Origin of the sequence: Lysinibacillus contaminans (assembly GCF_001278945.1) — a bacterium.
GTDB lineage: Bacteria > Bacillota > Bacilli > Bacillales_A > Planococcaceae > Lysinibacillus > Lysinibacillus contaminans.
The window spans coordinates 328,930-343,725 of record NZ_LGRV01000003.1; the positions used below are offsets into that span (position 1 = coordinate 328,930).

The 14,796-nt window shown below is 34.5% G+C and carries 12 protein-coding genes and 1 pseudogene; 6 read left to right on the forward strand and 7 right to left on the reverse strand.

Translation table 11 applies throughout. From position 1 onward, the window contains the following. Nucleotides 1–72: 72 nt before the first annotated feature. Together AEA09_RS04000 and AEA09_RS19800 are read left to right on the forward strand one after the other, a co-directional pair. Nucleotides 73–255, forward strand: a complete 183-nt coding sequence (locus tag AEA09_RS04000; RefSeq protein ID WP_053582615.1) for a DUF6366 family protein — start codon at nucleotides 73–75, stop codon at nucleotides 253–255. Between the two features lie 95 nt (nucleotides 256–350). Further along, nucleotides 351–509, forward strand: a pseudogene (locus tag AEA09_RS19800) (SDR family oxidoreductase); the annotation flags it as partial. Between the two features lie 237 nt (nucleotides 510–746). Here AEA09_RS19800 and AEA09_RS04005 read toward each other — a convergent pair. Then, nucleotides 747–1,640: a DMT family transporter gene (locus tag AEA09_RS04005; protein ID WP_082332555.1), complete on the reverse strand. Its 894-nt coding sequence runs from the start codon at nucleotides 1,638–1,640 to the stop codon at nucleotides 747–749. A gap of 146 nt (nucleotides 1,641–1,786) precedes the next feature. On the opposite strand from AEA09_RS04005, the gene AEA09_RS04010 reads away from it, so the two are divergent. Continuing rightward, a complete protein-coding gene (locus AEA09_RS04010) occupies nucleotides 1,787–3,172 on the forward strand; it encodes an aminotransferase-like domain-containing protein (RefSeq protein ID WP_053582616.1) in 1,386 nt (461 codons plus the stop codon). 198 nt (nucleotides 3,173–3,370) lie between these two features. Here the strand turns inward: AEA09_RS04010 and hmpA are convergent, their stop codons facing one another. The 5 genes from hmpA to AEA09_RS04040 all read right to left on the reverse strand — a co-directional run bounded on the left by hmpA (nucleotide 3,371) and on the right by AEA09_RS04040 (nucleotide 9,355). Further along, nucleotides 3,371–4,579 carry an NO-inducible flavohemoprotein gene (gene hmpA, locus AEA09_RS04015; protein ID WP_053582617.1) on the reverse strand — a complete coding sequence of 403 codons (1,209 nt, stop codon included), beginning with the start codon at nucleotides 4,577–4,579 and terminating at the stop codon, nucleotides 3,371–3,373. A gap of 1,044 nt (nucleotides 4,580–5,623) precedes the next feature. Continuing rightward, nucleotides 5,624–6,268 (reverse strand): hypothetical protein, encoded by a 645-nt coding sequence (locus AEA09_RS04025; RefSeq protein WP_053582618.1) that lies wholly within the window; start codon nucleotides 6,266–6,268, stop codon nucleotides 5,624–5,626. Between the two features lie 408 nt (nucleotides 6,269–6,676). Then, on the reverse strand, nucleotides 6,677–7,681 hold the full coding sequence (locus AEA09_RS04030; protein WP_053582619.1) for a nucleoid-associated protein: 1,005 nt from the start codon (nucleotides 7,679–7,681) through the stop codon (nucleotides 6,677–6,679). A 454-nt stretch (nucleotides 7,682–8,135) separates the two neighbouring features. After that, entirely contained in the window at nucleotides 8,136–8,468 is a 333-nt protein-coding gene (locus tag AEA09_RS04035) for a hypothetical protein (protein ID WP_053582620.1), read from the reverse strand. Nucleotides 8,469–8,629: 161 nt separating this feature from the next. Continuing rightward, nucleotides 8,630–9,355 (reverse strand): hypothetical protein, encoded by a 726-nt coding sequence (locus tag AEA09_RS04040; protein WP_156312037.1) that lies wholly within the window; start codon nucleotides 9,353–9,355, stop codon nucleotides 8,630–8,632. 470 nt (nucleotides 9,356–9,825) lie between these two features. Here AEA09_RS04040 and AEA09_RS04045 point away from each other — a divergent pair, with 470 nt between their 5' ends. Beyond that, on the forward strand, nucleotides 9,826–10,899 hold the full coding sequence (locus tag AEA09_RS04045) for a PQQ-dependent sugar dehydrogenase (protein ID WP_053584595.1): 1,074 nt from the start codon (nucleotides 9,826–9,828) through the stop codon (nucleotides 10,897–10,899). Nucleotides 10,900–10,966: 67 nt separating this feature from the next. Then, nucleotides 10,967–11,389 (forward strand): universal stress protein, encoded by a 423-nt coding sequence (locus tag AEA09_RS04050; protein WP_053582621.1) that lies wholly within the window; start codon nucleotides 10,967–10,969, stop codon nucleotides 11,387–11,389. A 151-nt stretch (nucleotides 11,390–11,540) separates the two neighbouring features. On the opposite strand, the gene AEA09_RS04055 is transcribed toward AEA09_RS04050, so the two are convergent. Continuing rightward, nucleotides 11,541–12,476, reverse strand: a complete 936-nt coding sequence (locus AEA09_RS04055; protein WP_053582622.1) for an IS30 family transposase — start codon at nucleotides 12,474–12,476, stop codon at nucleotides 11,541–11,543. A gap of 702 nt (nucleotides 12,477–13,178) precedes the next feature. Between AEA09_RS04055 and AEA09_RS04060 the strand changes: the two genes are divergently transcribed. Continuing rightward, the gene (locus AEA09_RS04060) at nucleotides 13,179–14,702 is read left to right on the forward strand and encodes an LTA synthase family protein (RefSeq protein ID WP_053582623.1); all 1,524 of its coding nucleotides are present in this window, start codon (nucleotides 13,179–13,181) and stop codon (nucleotides 14,700–14,702) included. Nucleotides 14,703–14,796 lie beyond the last annotated feature (94 nt).

Here is a 14,796-nt window from a genome sequence, read left to right on the forward strand (position 1 = left end):
TACAATATGAGAAAATGAATAAATAGTATATCCACAAATTATAGAGAACACTCAAAAGATGGAGGGGTTATTATGTCTGAGAAAGAAAGAGAAAGATTAAAAGCTAAAGAACAACGAAAAAACCCTGGTGGCGCTTTAAACAGTGCGTGGGCTCAAGCCTATACAGGAGCACCTAGCGGTGGCTGTTTAGTCAATATTGGTTCTATTGTAATAATTGTAGCAATTATACTGTTGGTAAGAGCGTGTTCAAACTAATCATATTGATGTAAAGCAACAGGTTAGTGTTAAGAAAAGTTTATTCAGATTTATATTTACTTTTTAGTGTAGCCTACCTAAGTTTTAAGAGATGAAACAAGCATAGGGTCTTGAAAACGGATGTGATTATTCATGCAGGTGGATCAATGGGTATTCTAGCAACAAAGCAAGAGGCAGCCTCTGTATTTTTAAACGGTGCGAAGCACATCTGTGTATTAGCTAAAAGAATTAATCAATTGAGGAGACTCCAAAAGTTAGAGAAAGCAGTTAATAGGCAGGTATGAATTCAGCATTGGATTCATACCTGCCTATTTTTAGTCCTTTGGTTCGTATTTGACAATATAACCACCACGTTAATTTATCTAACAATAACAAGTGAGCTGCTAGACAATAGAGAACTTTGGATTTTGGATATATTATTAATATTTGAACTTAATAACACATCTGCTTTTCTTATATTGTTATTTCAATTTAAGCTACAGTTAGTTTTTCTATGATATATCTCCTTTTTTTGATACAGGAGCATTTTTGCCTATTAGAACAGAAAAGACAACAATCACTGCGATGACTAGAGTGAACCATGTGATGGATTCATCTAGAAATACAGTTGCAAATAGAATCATCAAAAATGGTTGTAAGTATTGAATCTGACTAACTCTGGCTATTCCACCCATAGCCATTCCACTATACCAAGCAACATATGCTAGAAATTGACTAACTACTGCGAGATAAATAAAGCTAACCCAAGCTTGTAAAGGGGCCTGGAGCATTTCAGTTGTAAGATGTAGTCCAACTGGAATAATGAAAAATGGAGCGCCAATCATAATTGCCCAGGCAATCACTTGCCAACTACCTAATTCTTTCGCTAACACCCCACCTTCTGCGTAACTAAGTCCAAGTATAATCACTGCTACCAGTAAAGCTAAATCGGCAAATTGTAATTGACCGAATCCAAGATGAAGTGCATACATAATAACAGCTAAAGAGCCGATTACACTTGAAATCCAGAATTTAAGAGATGGTCTTTCACCTGCTCTAAATATAGCAAAGCCGGCTGTTGCTAATGGTAACAGGGCTAATTCTACAGCTCCATGAGAAACTGGCAAGGATTCCATTGCCCAAGAAGTAAGGAGCGGAAATCCTAAAACAGCACCAACAGCCACAATAAGTAGACTTTTGAATTGGCGAGGGGAAGGGAGTTTTTCTTTTTTTACAACCAATACCACAGCTACTAAAATAGCAGCAACAACTGTTCTTCCTAAACCTACGACCGTAGTTCCAAAATACTCTACAGCAATACTTGTAGAAGGGAGCGTTAAGCTAAAACAAATAACGCCTATTAGCCCTAAGAATAACCCGAATTTTTCTCTCTTTTCCATCTGCATATGGTCCACCTCCTATTTTTTATCTGTACCAGTTTTTAAGCTTAAAAAAGCATTTCTGATATAATTAAATATTAATAGGTATACACATTATAAATAAACAGTTATTTTATCCATCTGTCATGGTACAGATAAAGGAGAATTGATATATGAGTTCAAAATACATTCAAATTATGGGGGAAATTAAAGGGCAGTTAGCAAATGGCACACTCCATGCAGGTAGTAAACTTCCTTCTGTTCGTCAATTATCTGAGCATTTTTCATGCAGTAAAAATACGGTGATTCGAGCGTATACAGAATTAGAAAAGGAGCATGTAATTTATGCTGTTTCTAAAAGTGGTTACTATGTTGTCAATGAATTTCAGCATATTAAGCAGGGAAATGAAATTATTGATTTCTTTTCTGCTGGTCCCGATATAAATATGATGCCTTATGTTGATTTTCAGCACTGTATGAATCAAGCAATTGAACAATATAAAGAAGAACTGTTCACCTACTCAGATCAACAGGGACTTTATTCTTTACGAGTACAGCTAGTGAAATATTTGCAAAGTTTACAGGTCTTCACTCGGCCAGAGAGACTAGTCGTTGTATCTGGCTCACAGCAAGCCCTTAATTTATTCGTTTCTATGCCTTTTCCTAATGGCAAAAACAATATTTTAATCGAACAACCTAGTTATTTTGGAATGATTGAGTCCATTAATCTGCATCAAGTTACTACTTTTGGAATCGAGTTATCTATGGAAGGAATTGACCTTGACCGTTTGGAATATATTTTCCGCAATAATGATATAAAATTTTTCTATGTTATACCGAGATTTCATAATCCACTTGGACATAGTTATACAATTAGCGAAAAGAAAAAAATCGTGGAATTAGCTGAAAAATACGATGTTTATATCGTGGAAGATGATTTTTTAGGAGACCTTGATCCAAATGTGAAGTCAGACCCTATGTTTTCATATGCCCCTTCAGGAAGAGTAATTTATATAAAAAGCTTTTCGAAAGTCTTCCTTCCAGGGCTAAGAATTGCGACAGTCGTGCTTCCTAAACGAATGGTTGACAATTTTTTACGTTATAAATTTAGTTCGGATTTTAATAGTTCCGCTTTGTCTCAAGGGGCATTAGAAATCTATTTGAAAAGTGGCATGTTTACTAGTCATCTCAAAAAAATTAAAGAGCTATATCGTACTAAAATGCAAATTCTTCAAGAAGCATGTAAATTATACCTTCCAGCTAATACTCATTTTTCTAAACCGACATCAGGATTCTTTTTATCCATCTATTTGCCCAAGAATGTGACAGCAAAACAGGTAGTTCATATGCTAAATGAGCAGCATATATATGTTGATGATGCCTCTAGAATGTTTTTACCAGAATATAAAAAAGAAAATCTTCTTCGCTTAAGTATCTCTCAAGTAAACGAAAGTCAAATTAAACTAGGTGTAGAGCGGTTGGCTCACTGTATTACTTTAATTGACAGTAGAAAAAATCATTTTACTTCAAAGAACTTTTCACACTTTCAGAATGGTTAATTGTATAGAGGGAGAGTATCGAGATTATGCTGATTTCCAACTCTATGAAATATATATGTTGAAATTCTTCTACTCAACGTTGCAGTTTAGTTTAAGAGTGAACCATATTAGGAGAGATGTTTTTGTATGAAAAATAACAATCAAGTTAAAGAGAGCAAAAAAACTAGCCCATGCTTATACCAGGGGCTAGTTCATTTTTTACTTTGTATTTAATTGTAGTGCAGGGCCGAAGAATTCATAATGAATTTGGCTGTCTGCAATATTGCATTCATGTAAAGCGTTAATTGCTGCTTCCATAAATGGTGTTGGTCCGCAAATATATACTTGTGTATCTCTTGTTAAGATTGGACGTAACACGTTAGCATCGATGTACTCATTTTTGTCAGAGTATAACACTTTATGATGTGGATTACTGTCTTTTTTGAATGCACTAAATAGCTTTCTTAAACCAGTTGGGCCGTTTAATGAGTTCATTTTATTTTGGATTGCTTCGTGGAAAGCAAGAACATTTTCATTACGTGCACATTGAATGAATGTAACGTTTTCTTTGTTTTGTATAGATTGTAACATCGTATTTAACGGTGTTACACCAATCCCACCACTAATGAATAGTACTGGTGCTTCTGTAGGTTCATATGTGAATACACCTGCTGGAGCACTAACATCAATTGTTGTACCAATGGCAGCCTCGTGTAGGAAGTTTGAGACTTTCCCTTTTGGATTATGCTCGCTTTCACGTTTAACAGAAATACGGAATTCCTCTGAATTACTTGGTTGTGATAAAGTATATTGACGGTTTAACAGATACTCTTCGCCAGGAGCTTTTACTCGAATAGATATATATTGACCTGGTTTATACGCTGGTACTTTTGAGCCGTCTACTGGTGTTAAGTAGAATGATGTAACATCATCACTTTCTTTTACAGTACGAGCAATTTCGAACTGTTTAAATGCACGCCAACCGCCATTTTGTTCTGCTGCTTTATATAAATCTTCTTCAACTGAAATGAAGATGTCTGCAATAACGCCATATGCTTTGCCCCATGCATCGATGATTTCGTCTGTTGCGGCATCACCTAATACTTCTTTAATTGCTGCAAGTAGGTATTGACCTACAATTGGGTAATGCTCTGGTAAAATTCCAAGACTTACGTGTTTATGTGCAATTTGTACCACTACAGGGACGATTGGTTCTAAGTTGTCGATATGCTGAGCGGCAGCATAAACAGTATTTGCTAAGGCGCCTTGTTGACGACCTTTTGTTTGATTTGTTTGGTTGAAAATGTTGAATAAGGATGGATTATCCTTGAATAGGTTGCTATAAAAAGTTTTTGTAATGGCAACTCCATGAACTTCTAAAACTGGTACTGTGGATTTAATGACGTTAATTGTGTGTTGATCTAACATGTTGAACACGTCCTTTCGTGATAAATATAAGCCTATATACAATTTAAAGCAATATATAAAATACATATTTAACAAAACAGACACAAACATGCATCTAAAATACTTCTTTTATTTGAAATAAGTTTACAACCCTTATAATATTATTTTTATATAATTAAAAGAGGGTATGAAGAATGATGTGTGTTTAACTTCATGTACAGGTTATACGTTATGTGTATTGACATTCTTAGGCGTACAAAAAAGGGGAAGTTAATATCAATTAAAGAAATTGTTGGTATCTATATTATTTTTTAAAAATATTTGTTGAAGGTGGCCCACGAGCTAGGTCGTTTAGGTATAGTCTAAATAGTACGTGACCGAGGTGGTGGTATACGTTTGTCAATGCGTCAAGAAGAGATTGATATTTGGAATGTTGTACGTAAATTGGAAGATAATTTTTATCTAATAGAATGTTTTGATACAGCAAATAATATATGTGAAATTTCACCAGATAACTAGTTGAAACATGTTTTGTACTAAGTGTTACAAGCGTATCTTCATGTACTAGACCACATACATTAGCCGATTTTTTACATTCGGAAAAAGGATTATTAGTGCAATTAAAAAACAAATGAGAGAAGTTGTACAGGAGTTAAAGGATAACTGACAGCTTAATAACTGGAATCAGATTATTGAGGATACGGTAGAAAACTATTGATTTGTTGAGTGTTTGTTAATTATGCTAGAAACCAGATTGTAGGAGCAACCAGTGCAACTGGTAATCAAACAGCAACAACTGCTGGTAATGTAGCTGCAGTGACAGTAAGATTTTCGTACCCTAGTCCAGTCTAAACCCTTCACCAGTTCCTGAAACGAATACAACTGAAGTACCAGAAAAGCCTGAAGAACAACAACGCGCGCTCAATTCTCTGCTTTCTTATACAGAGCACTTAATCTGTAGCATTAAAATTTATGCTTACATTTACAATTTAAAACCCACTTTTCTTTAGGTAGAAAAGTGGGTTCACTTTGTTGAAAAAGCATCCTTAGAGATGCTTTTTTGTTCTAGTTCGTTAAATCATAATCAATTTCATATAATCCTAAATCGATATCAGGGAGAAGGAAAGTAATCTTATAGTTAGAGTCAGTATATGTATGAGTGTCCTTTTCCTCATCTAAAACTTTATCGAATTCTTCATCAAATTTATCTAAATTCAATCCTAGTGAATCAACAATGGACATAGCTGACAACATCCCTTCTTCCCACTCATCTGCCTCTTCGCTTATCTCATTTATTGGAAGTCCTTCTACAGAAAGAGTATAGCCAGTAATTTTTTTATCCTCATTATATTTAGCTACTATTTTATAATGGCCTTCATATTCTTTAAAATCAGTATCCAAGAGAATTTGTTTAAAAATATTATCCTCTTTATTTAGTTCACTAGTTATTGGTTCTGCAATTTTCGCTATTATAGTTGGATCTTCTAAATCCTCTTTATAAAAATCAACTCTGACATTATATTTTTTAACAAATTTATCTACCATCTCTTTTGATTCAGGAGCAACCTCTTCATACTTTACTGGAACGATTTTCTCTTCTTCTTTTACAACAACTTCCTTTTCCACATCTTTCTCTATATTCTTCTCAGTTTCCTTCTCAGAACACCCAATTAGCATTATAGCTAGAATTAATAATAAAACTTTCCGCATTACTTTTTCCCTCCAAATGAAAATTATTTAAAATGTACGTTTATTAATGTAGCAAAAAAATATAGTACAAAAAATCCCATACACTCCGATTACAATTTTAGCAAATTATGGTTATTAATCCATAGTCATTTTTCATCATTTTTTGTCACATTAGGTAAATTAAGGGTTATAAAATACCTGAAACTGTATACAATTTGTTAGCGTACGACCAACGGGAGATCACCGTTTTTCTATTAAAATGCTATTGTCCGCTTATAAATGTAACAGATCCTTTCGTAAATATTTTGATTGAGCCGCTGGGTTGTGCATCAGGATTACTATTCAACTTATAGAAAATAACAGTGAAAGTTACAGTTATACTAAAAATCCCACATCTTATATGAAGTGTGGGATTCGGTCATTTTTTAATTATGCTTCTTCTTGGAAATAAATTTTATAAAACTTTCGATTTGTTGCTTCATCATAGCCGACTTCAATCAATTCATCCACTTGTTCGATGTCACGTACGTTAACCTGAATTTCAATATTGGAATCAAGTTTGATTTTCCGCTTATAACTTTTTTCTACCTTTGCAATCGCGCTATCGGAAATAACGGTTTCGTAGGGTTTTACTTTATTTACGATAATATCTTTTTGCGCTGGCTCTGTCTTTTCAAATACTGTTTCAATATAATCATTCACTTGGAATTCTTCTTCATTTCTAAAATAATCGAGCGTTTTGTTTAACAAACCTAATTTCTCAGTATTTGTAAAACTCTCTTCTTTTAATATATATTTTTTACATTCTGTTAACGCTAAATTCGTTTTATGATAATGTTCATCCGCAACCTTAACCTTTAAAAAGCGTTCTTGCCAGTAGACAACATCTTCTTTTCTTTTCGTTTTCATAAAGACAGCAGGTGCTTCGTCTGCTCCCATATCCACGATGACAGCCATATTGTTGATTTTCTTCACATTAATACCGTCGATGCCATTCACAATCACTTTGTTCTGCTCGTTTTTCACATCTAAAAACATTTCTTTTTCATCAATTTTGACAATGGCAATTACCTTTTTCATCTCTGTAGACATTAAACAATTTTCGAATAAGCCAATGAACAATTCACCGCTTTTAATATTAGGGTGCCCAGATGCACTATGTAAGTGTGTGGCGATATGCTTTGATTGTTCAAGGAAACTATTCTCGTTATCAAAAATAGACTTCACATACGTATACATTTCATTTAATCCAATATCGGTTTCATGAAAAAATTCGTATTGTTGCTCAAAGTCGAGTTTGTTAAATGCTAATTGTGTAAAGGCTGCTTCTAGCATGATCTCTGGACGCGTGAATGCCTCTTCTCCCAAAACAAGCGTATCGCTTACATAATGTACGACATACTGTGCTAATTTACTATCACTTACTTCTAACATGGTCTTCACCTTCTAATCATTAGTTGTAGATAGTTTAACATAACATACTCGGCACAATATTTTCATGTGTTTTACATATAGTAATGATTATTTTTAAGTGTTAATAATAAAATAGAGGATAAATATTATGGTTAATTACCAAAAGGTGTATTACTTATATTTTGAGGGAACATCAATCTGTATATAAATGAAAAAGATGCTTTAGAAAAAGAGTGGAGATTGTTTGAATGCACTTTAAAACGGCTATATAAAAAGGATTCTATACATGGAGTCCACTCAGCTTCTTTTGAAAAATTAGAGCAGCTAAAAAATTGTAAAGACGAATGTAAATCAGCAAACGTTCTTTGTTGATCTTTCCTCAAGCTACTTTTTTTCATCAACATGTATCGAGGTCATTTTTGTTTTAGGCTGTTTTCTCGAAGATTGTTGCTTTCTTATTTATGATTTTCAATGGTTATACTTTGCCGAAAATCATTGAACGCATTAGGTAGTCTATTTTTTTGCTTTTTGGTTTCAGATATGATACTACTGCAAAAGAAATCATTAGTGAGATTATAGGACAAACAATATTAAGAGATGTGTAACTAAAATCGTGTTCGGGATAATAGTTTTTCATATACCAAGTCGTATACGAACTTTCATATAAAAGAGTCAATGACAATGTTATCAAAGGTGCAACAAATGCCTTTCTAGCAAGAATAGATACTAAAATCCCTAATACAACTGCCATAATAGGAGCAAACAACTGCACCAGGATAGGGTCTAATGATTCAAAAAATAATTCCATAACAGCCCTCACCTCCATTTATTAAAATTACATCCTTGTTTATTGAAGGCTGTTTTCTCAAAGATAGTGGCTGTCAATCTATACGAAAACAGCCTTAACAAGGCAAATTGTATTTCACTTTGTCTTGTTCAACTAAATATTGTAGATGAAGCTATAATTTATCAACCCAACCTTCCGAAAACAAAGAAAACCACTACTAAAATAGGCACAAACACCACCCAAGCAATAATTTTTCGAACACTGGGTTGGGGTCCGCTCTTCAAAATCTTAATGCCTAGTGGTATGACAGCTATACATAATCCTAATGTCGCAATAATTGAAAAAACGGTAGTTCCTTTTAACACACCGAGTGGAAGAGATGACATCAATGCTAAACAGGTAACTTGAAAAATATTTAACACATTAGCTCGATATGCTCCAGTGGCCAAAATGATCCACCCTAACATAATAGCCCCGTTTAAAGTACTAACAATATGAAATGCTCCATACGATTCGGCTACGATATTTGTTGCTACTGCAACGTTTTTAATATTTACAATTTGAAACGCTAGATGATCAATTCCAGCGTGAAACGTTCTTGCAAATAAACCAAAAACCGTAAAAATCCCGCCCCATATTGCTATAGTTGGACTGTGCTTATAAATGAGATTTGTTAAAGTTATGATTCCTAAACTCAATAGTATATTTCCGGCTAAAAAAAGGCTGTACGAAATAGTCATTAAAATAGAGGAACTCTCAAAAGCTTCAAGTTGATCGGGGAAAAAGAAATTAAACTTGAACCTTAAAATCACTCCTACGAATAAGAAAATAGGTCCAAGTATTATTGATACTCCACCAATCCATTTTCCTGGGAAAGGAAAAGTAGCGGGGTGTAGATTGCAATCCATATATTCAAAACCTTTCTAATGCAAAATTTGAACATAATTAATTATAAATAAATATTCACAACCTGCAATAATCCTTTGATATGTAAGTAACTCTGTTTTATTTGAAACCGTAAACAGCAACAATCTTTGAGAAAAGAGCCTTGTTTTAACATTGGAAATATTAATAGTAACTTAAATAATCTTGGGTTTATTATATACGACATATTTTTAAATAAGTGCTATTTTAGGTCTTTAGACTAGTTTGTCACATATTTATATTTAAGTCGTATATCAATTTTGGCAAATAAGCTTTTTTACGATTGAAAAATATTCTAAGAAAATTTGCTGTTCACTATTCGCTTGTGAAAAACGAATGCGACCTCGCTATTTTGATTTACTCAGAATCCAAGCTAATCTTTCGTAAAGACATATTTTGGCATATGTCCGATATTAATGTAATAATGAAACTTAAAAGGAAGAAGTGATTGCAATTGAAGAAGGTCTTATTTTTAACTTTGTTGACAATCCCCCTGATAATTGGGTGCTCTACAAATAAACAACAAGATGTGGTTCTTGAAGACAAAAATATAGCCAATGAAGAACTCTTAGTCATAGCGAATAATCTAGAAACACCATGGTCGATAGGGAAAATGGACAATACATTCTATCTATCAGAAAGACCAGGTAACATTGTGAAGATAGAAAATGGAGTAGTAGAGCGGCAACGTGTAAAACTCGAAAAAGAACTTGCGCTCGTCTCAGAGGCAGGGTTATTGGGGTTTGTACTTGCTCCAGATTTTGCGGAATCGAATCTCGCGTACGCTTATTACACGTACGAGGATAGTTCCGGACAATTTAACCGCATTGTAACAATTCGTTTGAAAGATAATGTTTGGGAGGAAAAAAGTTTGCTCCTCGATAAGATTCCAAGTGGTACTTACCATCATGGCGGAAGGCTAGAAATCGGCCCTGATGTGAAACTTTATGCAACAGCAGGAGATGCGAGTCAACCATCGATTGCACAGGACCCAAAATCATTAGGAGGGAAAATTTTCAGAATAAATTTAGATGGATCTGTACCAAGTGATAATCCATTTCCGGATTCCTATGTGTATAGCTACGGCCATCGTAATCCTCAAGGAATTACCTGGGTGTCTGACGGGATGCTTTATGCTAGTGATCACGGCAATTCAGCTCATGATGAGATTAACAAAATAGAAGCGGGTCAAAATTATGGATGGCCGCTAATCGAGGGTCTTGAAGAACAAGTTGGCATGGTTACACCACTGTTTACATCAGGGGATAATGCAACTTGGGCGCCTTCAGGAATGGATACGTATGGCGGCAAATTGTACGTTGCATCATTAAGAGGAACTGCAATTTTAGAATTTGACCTTGTTAAAGGTGAACAAAGAGAAATCATTACTGGTCTTGGCAGAATTCGAGATATTTTAATTGAAGATGACTTTCTGTATTTTATTAGTAATAATACAGACGGCCGCGGTAATCCACAGGAGAATGACGACAAGTTGTATAGAATTTCACTTTTACAATTGAATGACTGAGTAATTTACCTTGTTTAGTAATAGCATAAAATTTGTTATAATTGGATTAACTTAAAGGAGGATTATCATGCCAACTAATACTAAAAAAATTGCAGTAGCAATTGATTTTTCAGAACAGTCGTTAAAAGCATACAAACGCGCAGTTAATGTAGCAATCGAGCGTGGGGCTACTTTACAATTAGTCAATGTTGTTGACACAAGATCATTTGGATCTGTTTCTGCTTATGACTTGAAATATGCGGAGAAGCTTAAAGAGGAAAACCTTATCAAAATAGAGAAGTTGAAAAATGATGCGGAAGCTGCGGGTGTTACGAATGTAGAAGCTGTTGTAGAAACGGGTTCTCCTAAAGTAGTACTAACACAACTTCCTGATGTTGGATTAATAGTTTGCGGTGCAACAGGACTAAATCAATTAGAAAAAATGGTAATTGGTTCAGTAGCAGAGCGCATCGTTCGTCTAGCAAAATGTGATGTGCTAATCGTTCGCTAATTTAATATTTTGACAGCCTTATTGGTCCATGAGTTTTTAATCTATGACGAATTAGGAGTTTGAACGCCTTAAATCCTTTGTTATCAGGGGTTTAAGGCATTTTTTTATTAAGAAATTTTGACATTCGCATTTTTTACTTTATGACGGTTTGTCAAATTAAGTGCAACAGTTCTTCCCGAAACGTTTCGTATGCAGTTTTCCAACCAAGGCATTTCCTTGGCCGATTGTTAATGAGATGGAGTGCTTGATTCATATCATCTAGTGTTACGTGATCGAAATTCGTTTTCTTAGGGAAGAACTCGCGCAGTAAGCCGTTTCCGTTTTCATTACTGCCACGTTGCCAGGAAGAATAAGCATCCGCAAAATAGACTTGGATGTTTAGTTCTTTCTCAAGCACGTTGTAACAGCTAAATTCTTTTCCACGATCGGTTGTCGCCGTTTGGATTGCACCTTTGGGCAATTGTTGGTGTAACTGTTTGACGGCTGTTTCCATTGAGTTTGCGGAACGGTCTGGGATCAAAATGCCTGTATACCAGCGGGTTTTACGCTCAATAAATGTAGCGACGCAGCCCTTAGCTTGTCCACGTCCAGAAACGACTGTATCTAACTCCCAATGTCCAAATGATTCCCGTTTACGGACTTCTTTTGGACGTTTTGAAATGGGCGTGCCAATGTTGAAACGCCCTCTTGTTTCACGAGGTTTCTGGCGTTTTCCTTTTTGACGAAGAACCGTTAAAGGCATTTCTAATAAGCCATTATAAATCCAGCGGTAAATGCTTTTAAAGCTCAGCTTTCCCTGATACAAGCGGCCGACAATCTGTTCAGGTGACCACGTTTCGCCCAACTTTTCTTGAACAGCTTCTTTTAAATCTGATGTTAGTTTTAGCTTCGCACCACAGTTCGATTTATTCGTTTGATAGTGATTGTGTGCTACTTCGGCTGACCAATTTGTATGGCGATTCAGCTCTCTTGAAATGGTCGAGGGGCTGCGTTTTAGCTGCTTCGCAATTTCTCGTTTGGAATAACCTAATTCAAGATAGACTTCTATTTTAGCGCGTTCAGATATGGTAAGATGAGTATAGCTCATAACGATTCCTCCTCTAAATGTTGGTGTGGTAACTACATTTTATACGAGGTCGTTATGGGCTTCTTTTATTTTGTCTTAAAGGTGTTGCGCTTAATATTACAATTCATCTTATAGAATAGTCATACTAGCTAGTATGACTATTGTAAATATCGTAATAAATTTAATAAAAGTTCACATTTTCCACTTTAGTCTAACTGTTCATTTGGAGTTTAAATAAAATAAATTAAAGGGTCATTGCCAAAACATGTACTTGACTTGTAATAATCCCCACTAAATGAAAGCGTCCGCTAATAGTGGAATGTGCTATCAAGTACAGATTTTGGTGTAGAGCCAAATTAAAGAATGTAATGGGATTTTTAGTGTGATTTACAAAGGGGAAAATCATAGGAAAAGAAGGTTATTATGCATAGAGTAAAAAATAGTTGTTTAACTATATTATTATTGCTAATTGCTCAATTCATTTTAGTTACTTTTCAATGTCAATTTAATCTTCAAGATGTATGGTACTATACGTTTAATTATTGGCATAATTACATTTTTGATATAATTTTATTGTACATCTTTTATTTTGCTTTCCTTGTTCTGTTTAATCGAAAAACATATGCTTGGTTCTTATTTTTCAGTACGATTCTCCTTTTCTCAATCGCAAATTATTTAAAGTTGAGTTATAGAAGTGAGCCGCTTTTACCAAGTGACTTCTCGATGGTTTTTGAAATAAACCAAATTATCCACATGATAAATGAAGTCCATATGATTACAAGTATAGTTGTACTAGCATTGCTAACCACAGCTTTTTTATTCCTCACAAAAATCAAATCAAAGCCAATCCTCACACCTATTCAGCGAATTCTAGCATCATTTGTTTTGCTCTTAATATTCTTTAGTGTTTTCAACAGTAATCACGCCAATAATCCGTATAAAGTGATTGCGACATCATTCGGGATTGCAGATAATTATTGGGATTTATCAGAAGATTATAGTTCAAACGGTCCTTTAGCTGGGTTTATAAAAAATTTAGATATCCAGGTGATGGAAGAAGAGCCTGCAAACTATTCCTTTGAAGCGGTAAGGGAAATTGTCACAAAATATAAAGGGAAATTAACAGAAGCGAATGTGCCAACTAACACGTTAGAAGATCATACTGTCATCTTTATTTTGAGTGAGAGTTTTATGGATCCTTTGAGAATCCCTTCACTAGAATTATCGAATGACCCTATTCCATTTATTAGGTCTCTAAAAAATGAAACAACTTCTGGTTTAATGTTGGGTTCCAACTACGGTGGGGGTACAGCAAATGTGGAGTACGAAGTATTAACAGGATTTAGCACGAATTATTTTCATCGTTCTTTACTTATTCCGTACACATTATTAGTGCCAAATTTGAACGAAGTACCAAACTTTACAAAACTATTTAAACATAAAATTGCAGTCCACACCTATAATGCAAATCTTTATAGAAGGAAAGAAGTGTTTGAAAAATTTGGGTTTGAATCATTTGTATATGAAGACGGAAATCCGGATCTTTCTTATAAAGAAACAGTAGATAACAGTCATTATATTAGTGATGAATCGGGATATCAAGAAGTTTTAGATATTGTAAATGATAAAAATGAAGGTAGTTTATTTATTTTATTAACGACGATGCAAAATCATGGCCCTTATGAAAAGAATCAATATGACAATCAATTTCAAGTATTAAATGAGCTGGATGAACGTGAAAAATCACAAATTGAAACCTATGTTCAGGGCTTATATTATACAGATTTGGCAACGGAAAATTTCATTAAAAACATTGCAACAATCGATAAACCCATTACTGTGTTATTTTTTGGAGATCATTTGCCTTCAGGGGTCTTTGAGCGCTTCGATGGGGAAAGGGAAGAAGACTTACCATTTTATGAAACAGATTATTTTATTTATAACAACTTCGAAACGAAAACATTAGATTATCCAATTGTAAGCCCAAATGTCATGGGTTCAATTGTACATGAACAATTGAATTTACAATCAACACCTTATTATGTTCTCATGGATGAACTGAAAAAAACACTGCCGGTTATCAGGTGGGGAGAGTACTTGTTACAGTCAAATGAAGCATTTGTATTGGAAGATGAGTTACCGAAAAGCGCTCTGGAATTGGTAGAGGACTATCGAATGATTCTATATGACATTAATGCTGGAGAGCAATATGCTATTAAGCTTGGTATGTTTGGTTTTCAAAGATAATAGGGCGGTCGAAATCGGTTTTCGTCCAAACAAGATTTTGTCATCAGGCTAGAGCATCTAAATTAATTAAATCTAAAAAATCGCTAGGGATATT

Excerpts from the sequence above, each read along its gene's own strand:
- AEA09_RS04040 (WP_156312037.1), bottom strand. The coding sequence starts at position 9,355 with ATGGATTGCAATCTACACCCCGCTACTTTTCCTTTCCCAGGAAAATGG.
- AEA09_RS04030 (WP_053582619.1), bottom strand. The coding sequence starts at position 7,681 with ATGTTAGAAGTAAGTGATAGTAAATTAGCACAGTATGTCGTACATTAT.
- AEA09_RS04055 (WP_053582622.1), bottom strand. The coding sequence starts at position 12,476 with ATGAGCTATACTCATCTTACCATATCTGAACGCGCTAAAATAGAAGTC.
- AEA09_RS04005 (WP_082332555.1), bottom strand. The coding sequence starts at position 1,640 with ATGCAGATGGAAAAGAGAGAAAAATTCGGGTTATTCTTAGGGCTAATA.
- AEA09_RS04050 (WP_053582621.1), top strand. The coding sequence starts at position 10,967 with ATGCCAACTAATACTAAAAAAATTGCAGTAGCAATTGATTTTTCAGAA.
- hmpA (WP_053582617.1), bottom strand. The coding sequence starts at position 4,579 with ATGTTAGATCAACACACAATTAACGTCATTAAATCCACAGTACCAGTT.
- AEA09_RS04000 (WP_053582615.1), top strand. The coding sequence starts at position 73 with ATGTCTGAGAAAGAAAGAGAAAGATTAAAAGCTAAAGAACAACGAAAA.
- AEA09_RS04010 (WP_053582616.1), top strand. The coding sequence starts at position 1,787 with ATGAGTTCAAAATACATTCAAATTATGGGGGAAATTAAAGGGCAGTTA.
- AEA09_RS04035 (WP_053582620.1), bottom strand. The coding sequence starts at position 8,468 with ATGGAATTATTTTTTGAATCATTAGACCCTATCCTGGTGCAGTTGTTT.
- AEA09_RS04060 (WP_053582623.1), top strand. The coding sequence starts at position 13,179 with ATGGTTTTTGAAATAAACCAAATTATCCACATGATAAATGAAGTCCAT.
- AEA09_RS04025 (WP_053582618.1), bottom strand. The coding sequence starts at position 6,268 with ATGCGGAAAGTTTTATTATTAATTCTAGCTATAATGCTAATTGGGTGT.